This window comes from Desertihabitans brevis (assembly GCF_003327535.1).
Classification (GTDB): domain Bacteria; phylum Actinomycetota; class Actinomycetes; order Propionibacteriales; family Propionibacteriaceae; genus Desertihabitans; species Desertihabitans brevis.
Genome location: NZ_QOUI01000006.1, coordinates 84,797 through 107,015, shown reverse-complemented (window position 1 = coordinate 107,015; position 22,219 = coordinate 84,797). Strand labels below are relative to the sequence as shown.

20 protein-coding genes are annotated in these 22,219 nt (G+C 72.9%); 11 read left to right on the top strand and 9 right to left on the bottom strand.

The window, feature by feature from the left end; genetic code table 11:
• Position 1 precedes the first annotated feature (1 nt).
• The 4 genes from DT076_RS10820 to DT076_RS10805 form a co-directional block, all read right to left on the bottom strand.
• Entirely contained in the window at positions 2 to 967 is a 966-nt protein-coding gene (locus DT076_RS10820; protein WP_114126695.1) for a carbohydrate ABC transporter permease, read from the bottom strand.
• Complete coding sequence (locus DT076_RS10815) at positions 964 to 1,893, bottom strand: carbohydrate ABC transporter permease (protein WP_114126694.1); 930 nt, start codon at positions 1,891 to 1,893, stop codon at positions 964 to 966. The genes DT076_RS10820 and DT076_RS10815 overlap by 4 nt, the downstream gene beginning before the upstream one ends.
• A complete protein-coding gene (locus DT076_RS10810) occupies positions 1,890 to 3,200 on the bottom strand; it encodes an ABC transporter substrate-binding protein (RefSeq protein WP_114126693.1) in 1,311 nt (436 codons plus the stop codon). Before DT076_RS10810 ends, DT076_RS10815 begins: the two co-directional genes overlap by 4 nt.
• Positions 3,201 to 3,342: 142 nt before the next feature.
• On the bottom strand, positions 3,343 to 4,068 hold the full coding sequence (locus DT076_RS10805; protein ID WP_114126692.1) for a PIG-L deacetylase family protein: 726 nt from the start codon (positions 4,066 to 4,068) through the stop codon (positions 3,343 to 3,345).
• A gap of 302 nt (positions 4,069 to 4,370) precedes the next feature.
• Between DT076_RS10805 and DT076_RS10800 the strand changes: the two genes are divergently transcribed.
• The 9 genes from DT076_RS10800 to DT076_RS10760 all read left to right on the top strand — a co-directional run bounded on the left by DT076_RS10800 (position 4,371) and on the right by DT076_RS10760 (position 14,012).
• Positions 4,371 to 5,345, top strand: coding sequence for a LacI family DNA-binding transcriptional regulator (locus tag DT076_RS10800; RefSeq protein ID WP_147264124.1), 975 nt, complete (start codon positions 4,371 to 4,373; stop codon positions 5,343 to 5,345).
• A 100-nt stretch (positions 5,346 to 5,445) separates the two neighbouring features.
• Complete coding sequence (locus tag DT076_RS10795) at positions 5,446 to 6,699, top strand: endo-1,4-beta-xylanase (protein ID WP_114126690.1); 1,254 nt, start codon at positions 5,446 to 5,448, stop codon at positions 6,697 to 6,699.
• The gene (locus tag DT076_RS10790) at positions 6,696 to 7,799 is read left to right on the top strand and encodes a Gfo/Idh/MocA family protein (protein WP_114126689.1); all 1,104 of its coding nucleotides are present in this window, start codon (positions 6,696 to 6,698) and stop codon (positions 7,797 to 7,799) included. Before DT076_RS10795 ends, DT076_RS10790 begins: the two co-directional genes overlap by 4 nt.
• A 27-nt stretch (positions 7,800 to 7,826) precedes the next feature.
• Complete coding sequence (locus tag DT076_RS10785; RefSeq protein ID WP_114126688.1) at positions 7,827 to 8,567, top strand: phytanoyl-CoA dioxygenase family protein; 741 nt, start codon at positions 7,827 to 7,829, stop codon at positions 8,565 to 8,567.
• A 44-nt stretch (positions 8,568 to 8,611) separates the two neighbouring features.
• A complete protein-coding gene (locus tag DT076_RS19405; protein ID WP_158548108.1) occupies positions 8,612 to 10,735 on the top strand; it encodes a hypothetical protein in 2,124 nt (707 codons plus the stop codon).
• The gene (locus DT076_RS10775) at positions 10,732 to 11,700 is read left to right on the top strand and encodes a zinc-binding dehydrogenase (RefSeq protein ID WP_114126687.1); all 969 of its coding nucleotides are present in this window, start codon (positions 10,732 to 10,734) and stop codon (positions 11,698 to 11,700) included. The genes DT076_RS19405 and DT076_RS10775 overlap by 4 nt, the downstream gene beginning before the upstream one ends.
• A gap of 23 nt (positions 11,701 to 11,723) precedes the next feature.
• Entirely contained in the window at positions 11,724 to 12,467 is a 744-nt protein-coding gene (locus tag DT076_RS10770) for an SDR family oxidoreductase (RefSeq protein ID WP_114126686.1), read from the top strand.
• 1 nt (position 12,468) lies between these two features.
• A complete protein-coding gene (locus DT076_RS10765; RefSeq protein WP_114126685.1) occupies positions 12,469 to 13,605 on the top strand; it encodes an amidohydrolase family protein in 1,137 nt (378 codons plus the stop codon).
• Positions 13,606 to 13,610: 5 nt separating this feature from the next.
• Positions 13,611 to 14,012, top strand: coding sequence for a Rieske (2Fe-2S) protein (locus tag DT076_RS10760; RefSeq protein WP_199539118.1), 402 nt, complete (start codon positions 13,611 to 13,613; stop codon positions 14,010 to 14,012).
• 131 nt (positions 14,013 to 14,143) lie between these two features.
• Here DT076_RS10760 and era read toward each other — a convergent pair whose 3' ends face one another.
• From era to DT076_RS10735, 5 genes are all read right to left on the bottom strand, one after another.
• Positions 14,144 to 15,067, bottom strand: a complete 924-nt coding sequence (gene era, locus DT076_RS10755) for a GTPase Era (protein WP_114126683.1) — start codon at positions 15,065 to 15,067, stop codon at positions 14,144 to 14,146.
• A 48-nt stretch (positions 15,068 to 15,115) separates the two neighbouring features.
• The gene (locus DT076_RS10750) at positions 15,116 to 16,459 is read right to left on the bottom strand and encodes a hypothetical protein (protein ID WP_147264123.1); all 1,344 of its coding nucleotides are present in this window, start codon (positions 16,457 to 16,459) and stop codon (positions 15,116 to 15,118) included.
• A gap of 38 nt (positions 16,460 to 16,497) precedes the next feature.
• On the bottom strand, positions 16,498 to 17,850 hold the full coding sequence (locus DT076_RS10745) for a hemolysin family protein (protein ID WP_114126681.1): 1,353 nt from the start codon (positions 17,848 to 17,850) through the stop codon (positions 16,498 to 16,500).
• Positions 17,851 to 17,971: 121 nt separating this feature from the next.
• Positions 17,972 to 18,442, bottom strand: coding sequence for an rRNA maturation RNase YbeY (gene ybeY / locus DT076_RS10740; RefSeq protein ID WP_114126680.1), 471 nt, complete (start codon positions 18,440 to 18,442; stop codon positions 17,972 to 17,974).
• 42 nt (positions 18,443 to 18,484) lie between these two features.
• Positions 18,485 to 19,441: a PhoH family protein gene (locus DT076_RS10735; RefSeq protein ID WP_114126679.1), complete on the bottom strand. Its 957-nt coding sequence runs from the start codon at positions 19,439 to 19,441 to the stop codon at positions 18,485 to 18,487.
• A 343-nt stretch (positions 19,442 to 19,784) separates the two neighbouring features.
• Between DT076_RS10735 and DT076_RS19195 the strand changes: the two genes are divergently transcribed.
• Together DT076_RS19195 and DT076_RS10720 are read left to right on the top strand one after the other, a co-directional pair.
• A complete protein-coding gene (locus DT076_RS19195; RefSeq protein ID WP_158548107.1) occupies positions 19,785 to 20,804 on the top strand; it encodes a LacI family DNA-binding transcriptional regulator in 1,020 nt (339 codons plus the stop codon).
• A 73-nt stretch (positions 20,805 to 20,877) separates the two neighbouring features.
• Positions 20,878 to 22,218 carry an ABC transporter substrate-binding protein gene (locus DT076_RS10720; RefSeq protein ID WP_114126677.1) on the top strand — a complete coding sequence of 447 codons (1,341 nt, stop codon included), beginning with the start codon at positions 20,878 to 20,880 and terminating at the stop codon, positions 22,216 to 22,218.
• Position 22,219: the final 1 nt, after the last annotated feature.

Below are 22,219 nucleotides of genomic sequence, written 5' to 3'. Positions count from 1 at the left end.
GTCAGCCCTTCAGACCGCTGACGGCGATGCCCTGGATGAACTGGCGCTGGAAGATGATGAACACGACGATCATCGGCAGCGAGGCGATGACCGAGCCCGCCATCAGGACGTCCCACTGGGTGCGGTTCTCCACCACGAACAGCGCCAGACCGAGCGGGGCGGTGTACTTGTCGGGGCTGCTGACGATGATGAGCGGCCAGAAGAAGTCCTCCCAGGCCCCCTGGAAGGTGAAGATGCCGGTCGCGGCCAGCGCGGGTCGGCACAGCGGCAGCACGATCCGGGCGTAGATCCGCAGCTCCGAGGCCCCGTCGATCCGGGCGGCGTCGAGCAGCTCGTCGGGGATCGAGACCATGTACTGGCGGAGCAGGAAGATGCCGAAGGCGCTCACCGCCCCGGGCAGGATGAGCCCGTAGTAGGAGTCCAGCCAGCCCGACCCACCCTGGCCGAAGATGTCGTTGCCGCCGAACAGCGGGACGTGCTTGAGCACGAGGTAGTTCGGGATGAGCGTGATCTGGCCCGGGATCATCATCGTGATGAGGAACAGCGCGAAGATGAGGTCGCGTCCGGGGAACTGCCGCTTGGCGAAGACGTAGGCGGCCAGGGAGTTGAAGAACAGCTGCAGCACCGTCACCGAGGTGGCGACGAAGGCGCTGTTGAGGAACCAGCGCCAGGCCTGCGGGCCGCCGGCGAACTCCTGCCCGATGCCCAGGAACTGCCGGTAGCCGTCGAGCGAGGGATCCTGGGGGATCCACTGCGGCGGGTAGGAGAACATGTCGCCGATGCGCTGGAACGACGCGCTGACCAGCCAGGCGAACGGGGCGACGAACAGCAGCGCCCCGGGCACCAGCACCAGGTAGGCGAGCCACAGCCAGGTGCGACGCCGTCGCCGCGGCGGGATGCCGGGGTCGGGCAGCGCGGTCACGACCTCGACGGGCTGGGGCGGCTGCGGGGCGGTGGTCGTGCTCACTGCTCCCCCTTCCGGTACAGGTGCAGCTGGACGAGGGTGAACACGAACAGCAGGGCGAACAGCCCGAAGGCGAGCGTGCTGGCGTAGCCGAACTCGTAGAACTTGAAGGCCGCGTTGTAGATGAAGTAGACGACGGTGGTCGTCCGCTCCACCGGTCCGCCGCTGGTCATGATGAAGATCTGGGTGAAGACCTGGAAGGAGTTGATGATCCCGATGACGAGCAGGAACACCGTCGTCGGGCGCAGCTGGGGGATGGTGACGTGCCACAGCTGCTGCAGCCGGGTGGCTCCGTCCACGCGCGCGGCCTCGTACAGCTGGAACGGGACGGCCTGCAGCGCCGCCAGGTAGATCACCATCGAGAAGCCGACGCCGGACCAGATGCTCATCGCGATGACCGACGGCATCGCCAGGTCGGGGTCGGCCAGGAAGAGCAGCGGCGACTCGATGATGCCGGTCTGCATCAGGTAGTAGTTGAAGAGGCCGAAGTCGCCGTTGTAGAGCCACTTCCAGACGATCGCGATGACCACGAAGGGCGTCACCACGGGCAGGAAGTACAGCGTCCGGATGATGCCGCGCCCCCGCAGCGGCAGGTTGAGCAGCAGGGCCACCAGCAGCCCGATGGCCATCGTCACCGGCACCGAGACGCCGGTGAAGTAGAAGGTGTTGACGATCGAGCGCAGGTAGCTCTCGTCGGCCAGCATGTCTGAGTAGTTCTGCAGCCCGACGAAGGGCCGCTCGGGCTCGATGATGCTCCACTCGTGGAAGGTCAGGTAGAAGGCGAAGACCAGCGCGAACACCGTGAACACCATGAACAGCAGGAGCGGGACGGCCAGGAAGCCGTAGGCGCTGCCGTTGCGGCGCACCCGCCACCACAGACCGTGCCGGTGCCGGCCGACGGTGGTGGCGGGTGCGGTCGCGGTGGTCACGAGCGCAGCTTCTCCGCCTCCGCGGCGGCGTTGTCGAGCGCCTGGGAGGCGGTCTGCTCCCCGTACATCGCGCTGCCGAGCTGGGTGTTGAGCTCCTCGCTGATCCGCGGCCAGGCCGGATCGGTGATGTTGTAGTTGACCCCGCACTCCATCAGGTCGGCGAAGGTCTGCAGCACCGGCTTCGTCTCAACCAGCTCGGGCGAGTCGAGCAGGGACTGCCGCGGTGGCAGCAGCGTGCCCTCGGACCGGAAGGTCCACTCGGCCATGTTGTCGGGCTCGGAGAGGAACTCCAGCCACTTCCAGGCGGCGTCCTGCTCCTCGCCCTGGGCGAACATCACCAGGGCGTCGCCGGCGATGGTGGTCGCGCAGCCGGCCTTGCCCTCCGGCAGCGGCGCGCTGGCCCACTTGTCCTTGAGGTCGGGGAACTCCTCGTCGAGCACGCCGGCGAACCAGGCGCCGGCCATGTACATGCCCACCTGGCCGTTGGCGAAGGCCAGCCGCGCGTCGTAGGAGTTGGAGTTGAGGTAGTCCGGCGGCGCGTACTGCGTGAGCCCGACGTAGAACTCCGCGGCCTCCTTGGCCTCCGGGGCGTTGAACAGGATCGTCTGCTCGTCCTCCGACAGCAGGGTGCCGCCGTTCTGCCAGAGCCAGGGGTAGAAGTAGTACTCGGCCTCCGGTGCGAACACCGGGAAGGCGTACCGCTTGGCTGCCGGGTCGGTGAGCTTCTGCGAGACCTCCTCGAACTCCTCCCAGGTGGCCGGCGGCTCGCTGATGCCGGCCTCCTCGAAGAGGTCGGTGCGGTAGAAGAGCCCGGTCGACTCGCCGTCGAAGGGCAGCCCGTGCATGCCACCCTCCACCTCGGTGAAGGCCCTGAAGGCGGGCACGTAGTCGTCGGCGCTGACGACCTCGCTGCGGCTGATGTAGTTGTCGAGGTTGACCAGCGCCCCGCGGGAGGCGAAGTTGGCGACCGTGCCGGCGTCCACGTACGCGGCATCGGGCGGGTTGCCGCCGGCGATCTGGGTGGTGAGCTTCTTCTCCGACTCCTCCGCGGGCACGTTCTGGAACTCGACGGTGATGTTCGGGTGCTGCTCGCGGAACTTCGCGTACAGCCGCTTCATGCCGTCCTGCTCACCCACCCAGGACGAGAAGGTGATGGTGACGGGCTCGGCGGGCTCGGGCACCGGCCCGCTGGCCGTCGACCCACCCCCCGCCGGTCCACCACCCCCGCCGCCGCAGGCGGCCAGCAGGGTGAGCGCGGTCCCCGCGGCGAGGACACTCAGGGTGCGGGACGTTCTCCAGTTCCTCATCGAACTGCCTCTCGGGTCGTCAGGACCCCACGTCAGCGTCGGTCCAAATCGATTGGCTCCGGGTCCCGCTGCGGACACTGCTACACCGCTCCCGGGCTGTCAAGACCCCGGTGGAGCGGCAGGGACCGGCCGGTCCCGGCGTTCAGCCCGGCACGGCGACCCGGCGGAAGGCCTCCGCGTACCGGACCCCGACCCGCTCCCCGGCCCGAAGCATCGGCGGCTCGACCCGCTCGCCGAACAGCCAGTCCCGGTCACCGCGGGCCTCGCCGTTCTGGCTGTGGTGGCACCACACCGCGTCCATCTTCCGCTGCGCCTCCGAGGTGACGTCGACGTACCGGTCGGCCCCGCGACCGACCGGGAACCACACCTCCGAGACGGTGTGCGGCTGCAGACCCTCCCCGGCCAGCTCGGGGTGGATGCGGGGCATGATCGCCTCGGGGTAGACCGCCTGCAGCGTCGCCTCCCCCACCGCGATGTGGTCGCCGTGCGACCACTCCAGGGGCGCGTCCAGGTCGCGGAACGGGGTCATGGTGAGGACCAGCTGCGGCCGTGACCGCCGGATCTCGCGGACGATGTCGCGCTTGAGGGCGACGTCGACCCGGAGCTCGTCGTTGTGGCGACCCAGCAGCACCACCTCGGACACACCGAGCACGCGGGCGGCCGCCCGCTGCTCGGCGGCTCGGGTCGCGGCCAGGTCGGCGTCGCTGACGCCGAGGTCGACGCCTCCGCTCGCCCCGTCGGTGACGACCACGTAGTCGACCCGCGCACCCCGCTCGGTGAGACGGGCGACCGTGCCGCCGCACATCCACTCGGCGTCGTCGCAGTGCGCCACCACCACCAGCGCCCGCTCGACCTCGTCCAGGTCCATCCCACCCTCCCCGCCGTCCGTGCCGCGCTCTCGACCAATCGATTGGCACTCAACCACCGAGCGGTCGCCGGCGCCAGGGGCCCGACGGGTTGACCTGTGGCCGTCAGCAGTTACGCTGCCTCCGCGCACTCCGGTGCCGCACCCCCACGACCCCGGTCGGAGGCGTGCGACCCCGGGCAGGCACGCGGCCGCGGACCCACCCGACCGGGCCGGCCCCGTCGGAGCAGCGCACCCCGCGTGGACACCGTCCGCCCGCACCGGAAAGGCCCGACCTGACCAGCACCCCGCCGAGCACGGCCCGTGTGACCATCGCCGACGTCGCCCGCGCCAGCGGGGTGAGCACGACGACGGTCTCGCACGTCCTCACCGGCAAGCGTCCGGTCGCCGCCGCCACCCAGGAGCGGGTGCGCCACGCCGTGGCGGAGCTGGGCTACCGGCCGAGCCGGGTGGCCCGGCAGCTGCGGATGGGCAGCTCGCAGGTCGTGGCCGTCGTCGTCCCCGACATCACGAACCCGTTCTACGGCCAGCTCACCCGCGGTCTCGCCGACGCACTCGGCGCCCCGTGGGGCAGCTACGTCTGCAACACCGACGGCTCGGCCGCCCGCGAGCAGTTCTTCCTCTCCGACGCCGTCGCCCGCGGCGTCGACGGCATCGTCATCTCCTCGGCCGGGGCGACCGGTGAGCTGGCGGTGGGGCCGGACTGGCCACCGCTGGTCACCGTGGGCGGCGGTCTGGAGGAGGTGTCGGTGGACGGGGTGCTGCCCGCCGACCGCGAGGGGGCCTACGCGGCCGTGCAGCACCTGCTCGCCCGCGGCGCCCGGCACGTGGCGATGGTCGTCGGCTCCCGGGCGACCGCCAGCCACCGGCTCGAGGGGTACCAGGAGGCGCTGCGCGACCACGGGCTCGAGCCCGCCGACGACCTGGTCGTACCCGGCGACTTCACCCGCCAGGGCGGGCGGGTCGCGATGACCCGCCTGATGCGGCGCGACCCCCGTCCGGACGCGGTCTTCTGCGCCAACGACCTGATGGCCATCGGCGCCCTCGACGCCGCCCGGGAGCTGGGCCTGCGCGTCCCCGACGACGTCCGCCTGGTCGGCTTCGACGACATCGAGGCCGCCGCGATGGTCAGCCCCGCGCTGACCACGGTGGTCAACCCCGCCTACCAGAGCGGGTGGGCCGCCGGGGACCTGCTCAAGGACCGGCTGGTCCGTGGGGTCGAGGGCCCGCGCCGCACGGTCAGCCTGCCCTGCCGGCTGGTGGTGCGCGAGTCCGGCTGAGGGCCCGGGCGCCCTGTGCCGACGAATCCCCGGCGACCGCGTGGACCCGAACAGCTCGACCTCTTCCCAACACCGACGACGACGCGCTAGCGTCCCTGCCATGCACTGGCGCAAATCGATTGGCACCCGGATCGGCACCGAGCCTTCGGCGGCCACGACCCGCCCCGGCCAGACCGGCGGCGCGCTGCCGCGACGGACTCTCCTCACCGGTGCCGCGGCCCTGGCCGGCGGCACCGTCCTCGCCCCGACCGTCTCCACCGCCACTCCCCGGCACGACCCGGCGGAGGCCGCCGGCGTCCCGCTGTGGCGGCTGGCCGCCGACCGCGGGCTGGCCTTCGGCACCGCCGCCTCCACGCGGCTCTTCGAGGACGAGGCCTACAGCCGGCTGGTCGACGAGCAGGCCGCCGTGCTGTTCACCGAGGACGACCTGCTCTGGTACAAGCTCAAGCCCACGCCGCAGGCCCCCCTCGACTTCAGCTACGCCGACGCCCTGTTCGCCCGGGCCGCCGAGCAGCGCCAGCTGGTCGTCGCCGCGCACCTGGTGTGGGACGAGGGCTTCGGCGACGGCTGGGCCGAGGACGACCTGTGGGGGCTGACCCGCCGTCAGGCGCGGACCCTGCTGCACGGCACGGCCGACGCGATGGTCGAGCGCTACCGCGGCCGGGTGGCCGGCTGGATCGCGGCCAACGAGGTCACCGACCCCGAGGGCGACCGTGGCTTCCGCACCGACGTCCCCTGGTACCAGACCATCGGACGCTCCTACGTCCGCGAGGTCTTCGAGCGAGCCCGCGACCGCGATCCCGGGGCCACCCTGGTGCTCAACGAGTTCGGGTTCGAGACGGTCAACGAGTACGGCGACCAACCGCGGGACCGCCAGCTCGCGACGCTGCAGGTGATCGACACCCTGCTCGCCCAGGGCACCCCGGTCGACGCGCTCGGGGTCCAGGCCCACCTGCTGGCCGAGGACTTCGCCGAGCGGTTCGACCCCCGCGCCTACCGGCGCTTCCTCAGCGAGGTCGCCGACCGCGGGCTGGAGGTGCTGGTCACCGAGCTCGACGTGCTCGACGACGGGTTGCCGCCCGACGTCAGCACGCGTGACCGGGCCGTGGCCGACGTCTACGCCCGCTACCTCGACGCCACCCTCGACCACCACGCGGTCAAGGCGGTGCTGACCTTCGGGCTGTCGGACCGCCACACCTGGCTGGAGGAGGACTACCCCCGCGAGGACGGCGCCGCCCGTCGCCCCTTGCCCTGGGACGAGGACCTCCGACCCAAGCCCGCCCTGCGCTCCCTGCGCCGCGGGCTGCGCGCGGCCCGCCGCCGCCGTCCGCTCTGGACGGCGGGACGCCGGTGAGCGCCACCGTCGCGGACCAGGGCGCCGCGCGACCCGTGCTGCGCGTCGGCGTCATCGGCCTGGGCGAGGTGGCCCAGGTCGTGCACCTGCCGGTGCTCGCCTCGCTGCCCGACCTGTTCGAGGTGCGCGCGGTCTGCGACCTCTCCCCCACCCTGGTCCAGCAGGTCGGCGACGCCTTCGGGGTGCCGCACCGCCACGCCACCGCGACGGAGCTCATCGGCGCCGGCGACCTGGACGCCGTCCTCGTCCTCAACAGCGACGAGTACCACACCGAGTGCGCGGTGGAGGCGCTCGAGCACGGGCTGCACGTGCTGGTGGAGAAGCCGATGTGCCTCTCGCCCCGGGAGGCCGAACGGGTGATCGAGGCCCGCGACCGCAGCCAGCGGACCCTGATGGTCGGCTACATGCGCCGCTTCGCCCCGGCCTTCCTCGAGGCCAAGGCGCTGCTGCCCGAGCTCGGCGGGATCACCTTCGCCCGGGTGCACGACGTGATCGGGCGCAACCAGCTCATCGTCGACCAGACCTCGCACGTCATCCGCCCCACCGACCTGGGCCGGGCGGCCCTGGAGGAGCGCTGGGAGCGCGGGCGCCGGCTGGTCACCGAGGCGATCGGCGACGTCCCGGCTCCGCTGGCCGGGGCCTACCGCCTGCTCTGCGGTCTCGGCAGCCACGACCTGTCGGCCATGCGGGAGCTGCTCGGCCCGCCCGCGGGCGTCCACGCGGCCCGGATGTGGCGCGACGGCGGCTGGATCGCCGCCCTGCTCGACTACGGCGACCACGTCGTCTCCTACGAGACCGGGGTCGACGAGCAGGTCCGCTTCGACGCCCACCTGGAGGTCTTCGGCCAGCACGCCAGCCTGCGGGTGCAGTACGACACCCCCTACGTCCGCCACCTCCCCACCACGCTGCACGTGGAGCGCACCGACGGCGAGGCGCTCACCCGTTCGGTGCTCCGCCCCCACCTCAAGGACCCCTACACCTACGAGCTCGAGGACTTCCACGCCTGCATCACCACCGGGCGCGCCCCGAAGACCAGCGCCGAGGACTTCGTCGCCGACCTCGACCTCTTCGCCGAGCTCGTCCGGCACCTGCAGAAGTAGACCCGCACCCGACCACGGAGACCACCGATGACCAGCACCACCGACATCGACGTCGAGCGCTTCCGCCGCGAGGGCTACCTGCTCCCGCAGCGCCAGCTCTTCTCCCCCGAGAAGCTGGACGCCCTCGAGGCCATCTTCGACGAGCACCTCGCCGACAAGGGCGCCAAGCTCTCCGACGAGCTCGACACCCCGCACTTCCGCGACCCCAGGCTGCTGGAGTTCCTGCTCAGCGAGGAGGTCCTGGACACCGTCGAGCCGCTGGTCGGGCCCGACATCGCGCTGTGGACCAGCCACTTCATCTCCAAGGACCCCTTCACGGGCCGGGCCACCCCCTGGCACGAGGACTCCGCCTTCTGGAACGGCCGGCTCAGCGGCTACGACCGGATCGTCACGGTGTGGCTCGCCCTCGGCCCCAGCAACCGCGAGAACGGCTGCATGCGGGTCGTCCCCGGCTCCCACCTCGGCGGCGGCTTCTCCGAGGGCTACGTGGCCACCGACATGAGCGTGCAGACCTTCCACGCCCAGCTGGAGGGGGTCGACGAGAGCCGGGCGGTCGACTTCGAGCTGCGCCGCGGGGAGTTCTCGCTGCACGACGGGCGGATCGTGCACGGCGCGAAACCCAACACCAGCAGCATCCGACGCACCGGCTACACCATGCGCTACTTCCCCGCCTCGGTGCGGGTGCTGCCGGTGGAGCAGAACGCCGGCTGGAAGATCTGGTTGGCCCGCGGTGAGGACCGCGCGGGCAACCGCTACGAGAACGTCTGACCCGGCCAGCGCCCGACCGACCAGCCAGAGACGAGGTCCGCCCCGTGGAGCGCGGTGTCTACTTCGACGCGTGGTACCCCCGCCAGCACTGCTACCACCCGAGCCTGCCGCCACGGCGGCTCAGGATGGTCGACGACCTGGTCGACTACCGGGCCACGGTGCTGGTGTGGTCGGCCCTGGGCGGGGGCTCGCTCTCGCTGCCCTACCTGGAGCAGGAGGCCTTCGGCGACGTCGGCGCCCGCGCCCGCTTCTACGGGTTCGTCAACGACGCCGAGTTCATCGCCGCCTGCCAGGCCCGCGGGATCAAGGTGCTGGGCATCGTCTTCGAGGCCCAGGGCTGGGAGTTCCCCGTCGAGCTGGACGAGGACGAGACCACCGTGCTGGCGCTCAACGAGCTCCGCGGCGTGGGCCGGCGCGGCTGGCTGGGGCTGCGGGAGTTCTCCTCCGACCGCTACCCGCGGCTGTGGCCGTCGGTCTCGACCTACTTCCCCGACGGGCTGGTCAACAGCGACGGGGAACCGGTGACCGACCTCATCGAGGAGTGCGTGGCCCGCGACATCCACGGCAACCCCTGCCACGCCCGCTGGGTGGAGTGCCCCGACCGCGAGCACCAGTGCTTCTACATGGACCGCAACAACCCGGTGTGGCGGGAGTACCTCAAGGCCGTGATCAGGATCCAGGTCGACGCCGGGGTGGACGGCGTCCAGCTGGACGAGGCCGAGCTGCCGATGGGGGCCATGCAGTACGGCGCCTGCTTCTGCCGCGACTGCACCCGCGGCTTCCGCGAGCACCTGCGTGCCCTGCCGGCCGACCGCCGTCCGGGTGAGCTGGACGGTGTGGACCTGGCGACCTTCGAGTACGGGCCGTGGTTGCTGGAGCGGGGCCACGACTTCCGGACCGACCAGAAGGACGCGCCGCTGTTCGGGGAGTACTACGCCTTCCAGTGCCGCGCGATCGCCACCCACTTCGCCGAGCTGGCCGAGCACGCCCGCGCCTACGGTCGCGAGCGGGGCCGTGAGGTGCTCGTCTCGGGCAACTTCTTCAACCTCGACGCCCACTACCTCCCGCTGGCCGAGCAGGTCGACCTCATCGTCACCGAGATGCGCAACACCACCTACCGGCAGCCGGAGTGGTACCGCTACGCGGCCGGCTTCGCCCGGCTGGTCGGCGGCAAGGAGGTGGTGGTGGTCGAGAACCCCTACGGCGGGGTCGTCCCGGAGCTGGTGACGGCGTTGTCGCAGGGCCGCGGCCACGACCTGATGCGGCTCAGCCTGTGGGAGGCCGCCGCCTTCGGGGTGAACATGACCGTCCCCTACGGCTCGTGGATGGGAGCCACCCTGGAGGACTCCTTCTGGGCCCCGCACGAGCTGCTGGTGCAGGTGCAGGACTTCGTGGCCGCCACCGACGGGCTCCGCTCGGGCGCGGTCGGCGGGAACGAGCTGGCGGTCGTGCACAGCGTCCCGAGCCTGCGCGACCTGGTTGCGCGGGCCGACGCCAGCGACAACCTCCGCAACGCCCGCGACACCTCGGTGGTGGTGCCGTACCGGGTCACGACCGAGGCGCTCAGCCAGGCCGGGGTGCCGTTCGACGTGGTCGTGACCACCGACGGTGAGCTGCAGGCCGACCGGCTGGTCGCCGCCGACCTGGCGCCCTACCGGGTGGTCGTGCTGCCCGGGTGCTGGTGGCTGACCGAGCAGCAGGTCGACGTGCTCGTGGGCTACCTCGACGGCGGCGGACGGGTGGTGGTCACCGAGGAGCCGGCGCGCAACCTCCCCGACGCCCGCACCGAGGCGCTGCGCAGGCACCCGTCCCTCTCCCGCGCTGCCCTCGACGACACCGCGGCGATGCAGCCGGACGGGCCGCAGGTCCGCCTCGGCGCCCCGCTGGCGGTCAACCTGCACCTGCTCGCGGACGGGAGCCTGGCCTGCCACCTGGTCGACCACGGCTACGACGAGCGGGTGGACGCCGTCCCGGGCCACACCGACGTCGCGCTCGCCGTCCGGGTGCCGGCGCACCTGCGCACCGCCCGGCGGGCGCGGGTCGTCCGCCCGGGTGAGGCCGACCTGGTGGTGCCGGTCCGCCGCGAGGGCGACCACCTGTGCGTCGAGCTCCCCCGCACCGGGGTCTACACCGTCGTGGTGTGGGAGCTCGGGGAGGGGTCGGCATGAGACTGGCCGAGCTGCAGGCTGCCGGGCGCTTCGAGGTGCTCGACGTGCCGGTGCCCGAGCCGCGACCCGACGAGGTGCTGGTCGAGGTGGCCGCGTGCGGTGTCTGCGCCTCCGAGCTCAGCCACTGGACCGGCCGCTCCGGCTCCTACCCCGACCGGATCGGGCACGAGGTGGCCGGTCGGGTCGCCGCCGTCGGGAGCCAGGTGCGGGGGTGGACGCCCGGGGAGGCGGTCGCCGTGTGGACGACCGGCTCCGGCTACGCCGAGTACGTGCGGGTGCACGCGAGCTACTGCCGCCGGCTGCCTCCCGAGGTGCCCCCGACGCTGGGCCTGGTCGAGCCGCTGGCCTGCGCCGCCAACGCCGTCGAGCTGGCCGACGTCCGGCTGGCCGACGACGTGGTGGTGGTGGGAGCCGGGTTCATGGGGCTGCTGGTGACCCAGCTGGTCGCGCTGCGCGGCGCCCGCAGCGTGGTGGTGGCCGACACCCGCCCCGACGCGCTCGCGCTGGCGTCCAGGCTGGGCGCCACCCGAACCGTCGACGTCGGGCAGGAGCCGCTGGACCAGGCGGTGGCGGAGGTGACCGGCGGCGCCGGCGCCGACACGACCTTCGAGGTGACCGGCACCCAGGCCGCGCTGGAGACGATCGGCGAGGTCACCCGGATGAGCGGCTCGCTGGTGCTGGTGGGCTTCCACCAGGGCGAACCCCGCCGGGTGCCGCTGGAGCACTGGAACTGGATGGCGTTCGACCTCGTCAACGCCCATTTCCGCGAGGTGCGCACCATCATGCGCGGGATGGACGTCGGGATGGCACTGCTCGCCTCGGGCCAGCTGCGGATGGACCCGCTCGTCACCCACCGCTTCGAGCTCGCCGACATCGACGCCGCCTTCCGTACCGCGGTCGAGAAGCCGCCCGGCTTCGTCAAGGCCGTCGTCGAGGTGGCCCACCCGACCGCTGACCCGTCCTAGCCCCCGACCACCAGGAGGACACCGTGCCCGACACCGACACCGACCGCGACCTCACCGGGACCGTCGTCGCCGTCACCGGGGCGACCGCGGGCATCGGCCGCGCGACCGCCCGGCTGCTCGTCGCCGCCGGCGCCCGCGTGGCCGTGCTCGGACGCCGTCGCGAGCGGCTCGCCGCACTGGTCGAGGAGCTCGGCGAGGAGGCTGTGACCACCGTGGCCGGCGACGTGGCGGACCCCGACGTGAACCACCGGCTGGTGAGCGCGGCCCTGGACCGCTTCGGGCGGCTGGACAGCGTCGTGGCCAATGCCGGCGTCGGCGCCTACGGCGGGATCATGGACCTCTCCGACGAGCAGATCTCCTCGATGACCGCGACCAACTACCTCGGCACGGTGTGGACCGTCCGGGCCGCCGTCCCGGTGCTGCGCGAGCAGGGCAGCGGCGGGGACGTCGTGGTGGTCAGCTCGGTGGCCGGGCTGCGCGGTGGTGCCACCGAGGCGGTCTACGCGGGCACCAAGTTCGCCCAGGTCGGGCTGGCCGGTTCGCTGGACCGGGAGCTCCGGGCCGAGGGCATCCGGGTCAGCACGATCTGCCCGGCCGCGGTCTCGACCGAGTTCGCCCTGGGCGCCGGCCGGTCCGAGGGGGACGCCTGGCTGGAGGACGTGCTCACCGCCGAGGACGTCGCGGCCGCCGTGGTGGCGGTGCTGCGCCAGCCCCGGCGGCTGCGCACCCAGCAGTGGGTGCTACGCAGCATGGCCGAGGAGAGCTGACGTGGATGCTGGCCCGGGGCGTCCGCTGACGGTGGACGCCGACGTCCACCAGTCGCTGCCCGACCTGACGCCGCACCTGCCCCGGCACTGGCGCGAGCGCTGGGCGCAGACCGGGCTCGGGGTCGGCACCGGCTACCACAACCCGCGCGGGGTGCTCCGCCAGGACACCCTCCCACCCGACGGCGGCCCGCCGGCCAGCGACCCGCTGTTCCTCCTCAGCGACCACCTCGACCGCTACGCGATCGACTACGCCGTGCTGACCGGTCCGTTCGTGCTCCCGCTGGGCCACGACCCCGACTACCTCGACGCCGTCGCCCGCGCCGTCAACGACGCCACCGCCGCCGGCTGGCTCGGGGTCAGCCGCCGCTTCCGGGGTTCGGTGCTCGTCAACGCCGACGACCCCGAGGCGGCCGTGGCGGAGATCGAGCGGTGCGGCGATCGGGAGTCCGTGGTGCAGGTGCTGATGGCCACCACCACCCGAGAGCCCTGCGGCCGGCGTCGCTACCACCCCATCTACCGGGCCGCGGCCGAGCGGGGGCTGCCGGTGGCGCTGCACCCCGGGGCCGAGGGGGCCGGCGGCGCCGCCCCGCCCACGCCGGTGGGCTACCCCTCGCGCTACCTGGAGTGGCACAGCCTGCTCCCGCTGACGGCGATGGCGCAGCTGGCCAGTCTGCTCTGCGAGGGCGTGTTCGAGGCGTTCCCCGACCTGCGGGTGGTGCTGGTGGAGGGCGGGGTGTCCTGGCTGCCGTCCCTGCTGTGGCGCCTGGACAAGAACTACAAGGCGCTGCGCGACACCACCCCCTGGCTGCGCCGGTTGCCCTCGGAGTACGTCGCCGAGCACGTCCGGCTCACCAGCCAGCCGATCGAGGAGCCGCCGCACCCCCAGCAGCTGGAGCAGGTGCTGGCGATGGTGGACGCCGGACGGACGCTGATGTTCTCCTCCGACTACCCGCACTGGGACAACGACAACCCCGAGGTGCTCTTCCGCCGGGTCGACCCGGCGGTCCGGGCCCGGATCATGGGGGGGACGGCTGCCGAGCTCTACGGCCTGGACGGTCCGCCGCCGCCCGAGCAGCTGCCTCCACACCGCAGCGGTGGGGCTGCGGACGTCCTGCAGCCGACGGGGTACCACGAGTGAGTCGGGTGGTGGTGGCAGCAGAGGTGGATGTGCCCGGACGGGGTGTGCTGCTGGTGCAGGCGTCGGGGCTGGAGATCGGGCTGTTCCGCGTGCGCGGGCGGGTCGTCGCGTGGCGCAACCACTGCCCGCACCAGGCCGCGCCGGTCTGCCGCGGCCGGGTCACCGGGACGCTGCTGCCCTCGGCGGTGGCCGAGTACCGGCCCGGGCGCGACGGGGAGGTCCTGCAGTGCCCGTGGCACGGGTGGGAGTTCGACCTGCTGGACGGCCACCACCTCGCCTCCGGGTCGCGGGTGCGGCTGCGCGGCTACCCGGTCGAGGTCGAGGACGGGAACGTCGTGCTGCACCTCCCGGAGCGCCCTGCGCTCGACGCCGCGGGCCGAGGCGCCGCGACCCGGCCCCGACCCTGAGAACGTGTTCGTCGAGGGCGCCGGCGGGCCCGACACACCGCGCCACGCCGGACGTCACCGCAACGACATACGCGTTCTCAGGGGTTGGGCGGGTGGCCGTGCCCGCGCCGGACGCCTCGGGGGGACCGGCGTCAGAAGCCGAGGCGGTTGAGGGACTTCGCGTCGCGCTGCCAGTCCTTCATCACCTTGACCTTGAGGTCCAGGTGGACCGGGGTGCCGAGCAGGGCCTGGATCTGCATCCGGGCGGCGGTGCCGACGTCGCGCAGCCGCGAGCCCTTGTGGCCGATCATGATGCCCTTCTGGGAGTCCCGCTCGACCACCATCGAGGCGAAGACGTCGAGCAGCGGCTTGTCCTCGGGGCGTCCCTCACGCAGGCCCATCTCGTCGACGACCACCATGATCGAGTGCGGCAGCTCGTCACGCACGCCCTCGAGCGCGGCCTCGCGGATCAGCTCGGCCACCAGGGTCTCGTCGGGCTCGTCGGTGATCTCGCCGTCGGGGTAGTAGGCGGGGCCGGGCGGCAGCAGGCCGATGATCTCGTCGGCGACCACGTCGACCTGGTCGTCGGCGACCGCCGACACCGGGATGATGTGCTCCCAGCGCAGCCCCATCGACTCCTCCAGCGCGCCGATGGCGAGCAGGTGCTCGCGCATCCGCACCGGGGAGACCAGGTCGGACTTGGTGGCCAGCGCCACCAGCTTCGGCCGCCTGCGCAGCTCGGCGACCTGCTGCACGAGGTAGGTGTCGCCGGGGCCGATGCGCTGGTTGGCCGGCAGGCACACCCCCACCACGTCGACCTCGGACCAGGTGGCCCGCACCACGTCGTTGAGCCGCGCCCCCAGCAGGGTCCGCGGCTTGTGCAGCCCCGGGGTGTCGATGAGCACCAGCTGGGCGTCGGGGCGGGTGACGATGCCCTTGACCGCGTGCCGGGTGGTCTGCGGCTTGGAGGAGGCGATCGCCACCTTGGAGCCGACGATGGCGTTCGTCAGCGTCGACTTCCCCGCGTTGGGCCGGCCGACGAAGCAGGCGAATCCCGACCGGTGCTCGCTGCTCATCGCGCTCCTCCTCCGTGCTGGACGCCGTGGTCCGGCGCGTCGGCGATCCTAGTCCCCGCCCCCGCCGTCCGAGCTGCCGCCGTCCGAGCCGCCGCCGTCGACCCCGCTGCCGTCCGAGCCGCTGTCCGTCGTGGCCTCGGCCTCCCCGGCGTCGACGTCACCCGGCGCGTAGGCCTCGCGCAGGGTCTGCCGCCATCCCGGTGTGACGGCGTGGTCGACCAGGAGGAGCGCGGCGCCGGCGAGCAGCAGCACGCCCCCGACCAGCCCGGCGGTCGTCCACCAGGCCGCCACCTCGTCGGCGAGCGCGGCGACCAGCGGAAGCGGCGCCGCCGCGGCCCCCGCCACGAGCAGCGTCAACCCCAGCAGCCGCTCGGCGGTCGGAGTGGCGAGCACCCGCGCCAGGACATCACGGGGCACCCGCGGACGGCGCGGCGCCCGCGCGCCACGCTGCAGCACGGCCCGCTCGACCACGGCCACCAGCAGCAGGAGGACGCCCTGGGCCAGGCCCAGCAGCAGCCCGACCGCCAGCAGCGCGAAAGCGGTGGTCACCAGCCAGTCGATGGTGGTCTCCCCGGCCGCGCCGAGCGTGCGCGGGTCGCAGTCGCGGCAGGGCTGGCGCAGCACCAGCCCGGGCACCCCCGCCAGCACCGACAGACCGATCGCCGCGCCGGAGCCACGTCCCAGCCAGTACGCCACCCGGCGGGCCCGCCGCGGACCGACGGCGAGCACCTGCTCGCCCCCGCGACCGGCGCGCCGGCGGTCGCGGTCGGCGTGCACGGCCCGCGGGAGGCTGCTCAGCCACGCCCCGGACGCCGCCCCGGTGTGGTCGGGCCAGCCCCGCCCGATCCGGACCGAGACGACCAGCCCGACGACGCCCAGACCCAGCACCAGCAGCGAGACCGCCAGCACCGTGAGCCCCTCCAGGTCGGGGTCCTCGAACAGGATCCACACGCTGGCGAGCACCATGAAGGCCGACAGCCCGGCCGTCCAGCCCGCGGCCACCCCGAGCGTCCCGGACGGGCTCTTGGCCCGGACGGCCCGGCGCTGCGGGTCGGCCGGCACCCGGTGCGGGGCCTCGGCACCCCAGCGGCGCAGCACGCTCACCTCGAGCCAGCGGTGCGCGGCGAGGGCGTAGCCGCCGAGCAGCAGGGCGGCGGCCCCACCGCCGGCGTAGACGCCGACCGCCATCCGCGACACCCGGTCGATCCGCGACGCGACCGCCGGGTAGAGCTCGGTCAGCACCAGCATCGAGAACACCCCGACCAGGAAGACCGCGAGCCCCGCGGCCGCGGCGCACAGCAGCAGCCGGGTCAGCAGGTCGACCAGCCGCACCGACCAGGGCCAGCGGTGCTCCACGAGGGCAGGGGTCGGTGGAGGGGCGGTTCGGGTCACCCGCCGGAGGGTAGCGCCGCGGACGAGCCGACGACCGGTCAGGCGCGCAGGCGGGTGTCCTCAGGCCCCACCTCGGCCGGCGGGACGGACGCCACGTCCTCCTCGACGGCCGGGACGTCCTCCTCGGCCGGCGCCCGGGAGACCAGCACGGTGCCGATCCCCTTGCGCCGACCGGTGGCCCGCTCGGCGACCAGCTCCAGACCCTCGACCACCACCGTCGAGCCGTCGATCGGCACCCGGCCCAGGTGCTTGGCCAGCAGACCGCCGATGCTGTCGACGTCCTCGTCCTCCAGCCGCAGCCCGAACAGCTCGCCGACCTCGTCCACCGCCAGCCGCGACGTCACCCGGTAGCGGCCGGGCTCGAGCTCGGTGACCGGGTCGACCTCGCGGTCGTACTCGTCGACGATCTCGCCGACGATCTCCTCCAGGATGTCCTCGATGGTGGCCAGCCCGGCGGTGCCGCCGAACTCGTCGACCACCATCACCAGGTGGCTGCGGGTCAGCTGCATCTCGCGCAGCAGGGCGTCCACCGGCTTGGAGTCGGGCACCCAGACGACGTCGCGCATCACCTTCGACACCTTCTCCGACGTCTCCGCGCGCGGGTTGTCGAACTGTCGGCGCATCAGGTCCTTGAGGTAGACGACGCCGACGACCTCGTCCAGCCCTCCCCGGGTCACCGGGATCCGGCTGTAGCCCGAGCGCAGCGCCAGCGAGATGGCCTGCCGCAGGCTCTTGTCCTCCTCGATCGAGACGATCTCGGTGCGCGGCACCATCACCTCCTTGACGATGGTGTCGCCGAGCTCGAAGACGGAGTGGATCATCCGCCGCTCGCGGGCCTCGATCAGCTCGCTCGCCTCGGCCATGTCGACCAGCTCACGCAGCTCGGCCTCGCTGGAGAACGGCCCGTCGCTGAAACCGCGGCCCGGGGTGATCGCGTTGCCCAGCAGGATCAGCAGCTGCGGCACCGGCCCGAGCACGGTGGTCAGCGCCGAGAGCGGGCCGGCCATCGCCACCGCGACCCGGTCGGCGTGCTGGCGGCCGAGTGTCCGCGGCGCCACACCCCAGAGCAGGAACGAGACGACGATCATCACGCCGGCGGTGAGCAGCCACTGCAACCAGGCGGCGCCGATGAGGCCGAACACCACGTCGGCCACCAGCACGATGGCGGTGATCTCGCAGATGGTGCGGAGGAAGAGCGCGGTGTTGAGGTAGGGGGCCGGGTCCTGCAGGAGCTTCAGCAGCCGGGCCGCGCCGGCGCGGCCCTCATCCACCAGCTCCTGCGCGCGGGCCTTGGAGAACGCGGTCAGCGCCGACTCGGCGGCGGCCAGCACCCCGGCCAGCACGGTGAGCACACCGGCGACGACGAGCAGGACGACCGACGTCTGGCTCATCGCGGGCTCCCGGGAGCAGGGCGTGGCGGGCGGCCGGCGTCCGGGCCCGACCCCGGCGGGGTCGGCGGACCGGTGCGGCCGCCCGGCGTACTCGGGCCGGGGTCCTCGCCCGACACGGCGGTCACCGGCCCGACCGGACCGGGCGCTCGTCCGCCCAGGCGGCGAGGATGGCGTCCTTGAGGTCGAACATCGCCTTCTTCTCCTCCGGCTCGGCGTGGTCGTGGCCGAGCAGGTGCAGCAGCCCGTGCACCAGCAGGTACTCCGCCTCCTCCTCGGCGGTACGGCCGTGCTCGGCGGCCTGCCGGCTGGTCACCGCCGGGCAGAGGACGATGTCGCCGAGCAGACCCTCCGGCGGGTCCTCGTCGTCGGCCGGGGCCCGCAGCTCGTCCATCGGGAACGACAGCACGTCGGTCGGTCCGGGCTCGCCCATGAACCGCTCGTGGTAGGCCGACATCGTCTCCTCGTCGACCAGCAGGATGCTCAGCTCGGCCAGCGGGTGGATCCGCAGCCGGTCCAGGGCGAAGGTGGCCAGCGCCACCAGCGCCTCGGTGTCGGCCGGCTGGCCGGACTCGTTGTTGAGCTCGACCGTCACCGCTCGCTCCGCTCGACCCTCACCGCTCGCTCCGCTCGACCGTCACCGATGACCCCGACGCCGACCGGACCGCTGGTCCTGCTCACCCGGCAGCGACTCGAACTTGTCGTAGGCGGCGACGATCTTGCCGACCAGCGCGTTGCGCACGACGTCGTGGTTGGTGAGCTGGCAGAACGCGATGTCGTCCACGCCCTCGAGCACCCCCTGCACGGCGCGCAGACCGCTGCGGGTGCCGCCGGGCAGGTCGACCTGGGTGATGTCGCCGGTGACGACCATCTTCGCCCCGAAGCCGAGCCGGGTGAGGAACATCTTCATCTGCTCCATCGAGGTGTTCTGGGCCTCGTCGAGGATGATGAAGGCGTCGTTGAGGGTGCGCCCGCGCATGTAGGCCAGCGGAGCCACCTCGATCGTGCCCGAGGTCAGCAGCCGCGGGATCGAGTCCGGGTCGACCATGTCGTGCAGCGCGTCGTAGAGCGGACGCAGGTAGGGGTCGATCTTGTCGTTGAGCGTGCCCGGCAGGAAGCCCAGGTTCTCCCCCGCCTCCACCGCCGGGCGGGTGAGGATGATCCGGTTGACGTCCTTGCGCTGCAGCGCCTGCACGGCCTTGGCCATCGCCAGGTAGGTCTTGCCGGTACCGGCGGGGCCGATGCCGAAGACCACCGTGTGCTTGTCGATGGCGTCGACGTAGCGCTTCTGGTTGAGCGTCTTGGGCCGGATCGTCCTGCCACGGTTGGACAGGATGTTCTGGGTCAGCACCTCCGCCGGGCTGGTGCCGGACTGCTCGGCCATCATCGAGACCAGCCGCTCCACCGTGTCCGGGGCGAGGCCCTGGCCGGTGCGCAGCACGGTGATCATCTCGGTCAGCACGTCCGCGCCCTGGCTGATCGCCTCCGGGTCGCCGGTGAGCGTCACCTCGTTGCCGCGGACGTGGATGTCGGCGTCCAGCCGGCGCTCGAGGATGCGGAGGAACTCGTCCCGCGGGCCGAGCACGTTGACCATGTCGATGGAGGTCGGGACGGTGATCCGGCGGACGCCGGTGGGCGCCCCCTCGGCGTCTGGGTGCGCGGTCCCCGTCGTCGCGCCCTGTGGTGTCGTCAGGATCGTCCTCCGTGGCCTGGCGCCGGTGGCCCTCGGCCACCCGGCAGCTCGTGTCTGGTGCGCGCACCACTCTACGCCGCGACCCCGTCCCCGCCCACCGGCTTCTGCTCCCGTCCCGGCCGGGCCCGCTGGCGGAGGACCCGCGGCGTCTGACGCCGACCGGTGCCGAGCACGGCGGGGTCTTGACGTCGGCCGGCTGATACTGTTTCGTATTAGCCATCCCGGCCGGGAGGAGGTGGCGACGATGCGCAGGCCGAGTCAGCGAGACATCGCACGGCGGGCCAACGTGTCCCAGACGGCCGTCTCCCTCGTGCTCAACGGCAAGGCGGCCGAGCACAGCATCTCCGCCACCACCGAGGCCCGGATCCGCCAGGCGATGGCCGAGCTCAGCTACGTCCCCGACGCCGCCGCGCGCTCCCTGCGCGGCGGGCGCAGCGACCTGATCGGCGTGCACACCTTCGAGCCCGTCTTCCCGGTCGGGCCCGACGACTACTTCCACGAGTTCCTCGTCGGGATCGAGGAGCGGGCGGTCGAGCTCGGCCGCGACCTGGTGCTGTTCGCCTCCACCCAACGCCCCGACGGCCGCCGCAGCATCTACGGCAACGGCTCGAACCGGCTGCGGCTGGCCGACGGCACGGTGGTGATCGGGCTGGACCGTGACGACGACGAGCTGCGTCGGCTGAGCGCGGAGCAGTACCCCTTCGTCGTGCTGGGCCGGCGGGACTCCCTGCCCGGGGTCGCCTCGGTCGGGGTGGACTACGTCTCGGGGGTCACCCGTGTGGTCGGGATGCTCGCCGCCGCGGGCCACCGGGAGATCGCCTACCTGCGCGGGGTGAAGCACGAGACCCCGCAGCGGGACCGCCGCACCGCCTACACCGAGGCCCTCTCCTCCCTCGGGGCGACCCCCCGCTGGTACGACATCACCCGGCTCGGGCGCGACCAGGGCCCGGCGCGCTGGCGGGCCGACGGCGCCACGGCCGTGCTGGTCGAGGCGGCCGAGGACGCCGCGGCGGTGCAGGCCCGGGCCGACGCCGTCGGGGTGGCACTCCCCGCCCAGCTGTCGGTCGTCTGCCTGGACGGGGTCAGCGACCCGACCGCCACGCACTGGAGCCAGCTGCGGATCCCCAAGCGCGCGGTGGGCGCCCGCACCCTGAGCGTCCTCGCCGACATCCTGGACGGCCGGCTGCCGGCCGACCACCAGGAGCTGCACCCCTGCGAGGAGCGGGTGGTGCCGACCACGATCAGCGCCCCACCCGGCGACTGACCCCGCGACCCGACGCACTGCTCGAACAGGCCGTCCGCTAATACGAAACACCGATCGAAACAAAGGAGTTCCGATGAGTTCGTCCTCCAGCCGTGGAGCAGCCCGGCGGCTGCTCGCCCTGGCCCTCGCAGGCCCCGTCCTCGCCCTGTCGGCGTGCGGTCTGGGTGGCCCTCCGGCGGCCGACCCGGCCGAGACCGGTGGCGGCGGCACCCACCTGACGGTGTGGTTCCCCGGCACCAACGCCACCGAGATCGAGCTGGTCACCGAGACGATCGTGCCCCGCTTCGAGGCCGAGACCGGGGCCACGGTCGACGTCACCTTCCTGGACTGGCCGGACATGTCGACCAAGCTCAACGCCGCCTACGTCGCCGGCACCGCTCCCGACGTCTTCGGCCACGGTCCCGCGGCGGTGGCCGACTTCGTCGCCAACGAGCGCCTGACCGACCTGGGGCCCTTCCTGGAGCAGCTGGACCCCGCCGACCGGGAGGACATGGCCGCCGCGCTCCCCGGTGGGCAGGTCGAGGGCACCCAGTACCTGATGCCGCTGTCGCTGCAGGCCAGCCTGCTGGTCTACGACGCCGACGCCTTCACCGAGGCCGGGCTCGACCCGGACCAGCCCCCGGCCACCTGGGTGGAGGCCAAGGAGGTGGCACGGGAGCTCACCGAGCGGGACGGGGACCGGATCACCCGGGCCGGCCTGCTGCTGCCCAGCCACCCGATCGGTCTGCAGCAGAGCTTCGCCACCCTGCTCTACGCCGCTGGCGGCAGCCAGATCAGCCCGGACGGGACCCGTGCCACCTTCGCCTCCCCGGAGGGCACCCAGGTGCTGGACTACATCACCGACGCCTACTCCGGCGAGCAGGCGGTGGCCGGCTCGCTCGGCCACGACCTCAGCACCCTGCCACCGGCGCAGCAGCCCCTGGTCACCGGCGACGCCGCGATGATGATCGCCACCGCCCCTCAGGTGCAGCAGATGATGAGCGCCGACCCCGACCTCGACCTGCGGGTCGCCCCCGCGATGAGCTTCGACGGCAGCACCCCGCCGGCCGCCTTCGGCGGCGCCGGACCGGGCCTGATGATCAACGCCGACAGCCCCGAGCAGGAGCTCGCCTGGGAGTTCATCAGCTACCTGGTCTCACCGGAGGTGTCGGTGGAGTACACCGAGGGCATCGGCGCCATCCCGATGCGGGCCTCGGCGGCGGACTCCGCCTACGTCTCGGAGTCGCCCGTGCTGCAGGCCTTCCTCGCCGCCGCCCCGGACATGGTGCCCAACCCGAACGTCGCCGGCTGGGTGCAGGTGCGCGACACGATGGCCCAGCACCTGGAGCAGGCCGCCAACCGCAAGCTGCCGGCCGAGGAGGCGCTCAGCCAGGCCGCGGCCGAGGTGGACGACGTGCTCGCCAGGGCCCGCTGAC

Bases quoted from the DNA above. Each gene is read 5' to 3' on its own strand.
- DT076_RS10745 (WP_114126681.1), bottom strand. From the start codon at position 17,850: ATGAGCCAGACGTCGGTCGTCCTGCTCGTCGTCGCCGGTGTGCTCACC.
- DT076_RS10810 (WP_114126693.1), bottom strand. From the start codon at position 3,200: ATGAGGAACTGGAGAACGTCCCGCACCCTGAGTGTCCTCGCCGCGGGG.
- DT076_RS10735 (WP_114126679.1), bottom strand. From the start codon at position 19,441: ATGGTCAACGTGCTCGGCCCGCGGGACGAGTTCCTCCGCATCCTCGAG.
- DT076_RS10795 (WP_114126690.1), top strand. From the start codon at position 5,446: ATGCACTGGCGCAAATCGATTGGCACCCGGATCGGCACCGAGCCTTCG.
- DT076_RS10785 (WP_114126688.1), top strand. From the start codon at position 7,827: ATGACCAGCACCACCGACATCGACGTCGAGCGCTTCCGCCGCGAGGGC.
- DT076_RS10720 (WP_114126677.1), top strand. From the start codon at position 20,878: ATGAGTTCGTCCTCCAGCCGTGGAGCAGCCCGGCGGCTGCTCGCCCTG.
- DT076_RS10805 (WP_114126692.1), bottom strand. From the start codon at position 4,068: ATGGACCTGGACGAGGTCGAGCGGGCGCTGGTGGTGGTGGCGCACTGC.
- DT076_RS19195 (WP_158548107.1), top strand. From the start codon at position 19,785: ATGCGCAGGCCGAGTCAGCGAGACATCGCACGGCGGGCCAACGTGTCC.
- era (WP_114126683.1), bottom strand. From the start codon at position 15,067: ATGAGCAGCGAGCACCGGTCGGGATTCGCCTGCTTCGTCGGCCGGCCC.
- DT076_RS10775 (WP_114126687.1), top strand. From the start codon at position 10,732: ATGAGACTGGCCGAGCTGCAGGCTGCCGGGCGCTTCGAGGTGCTCGAC.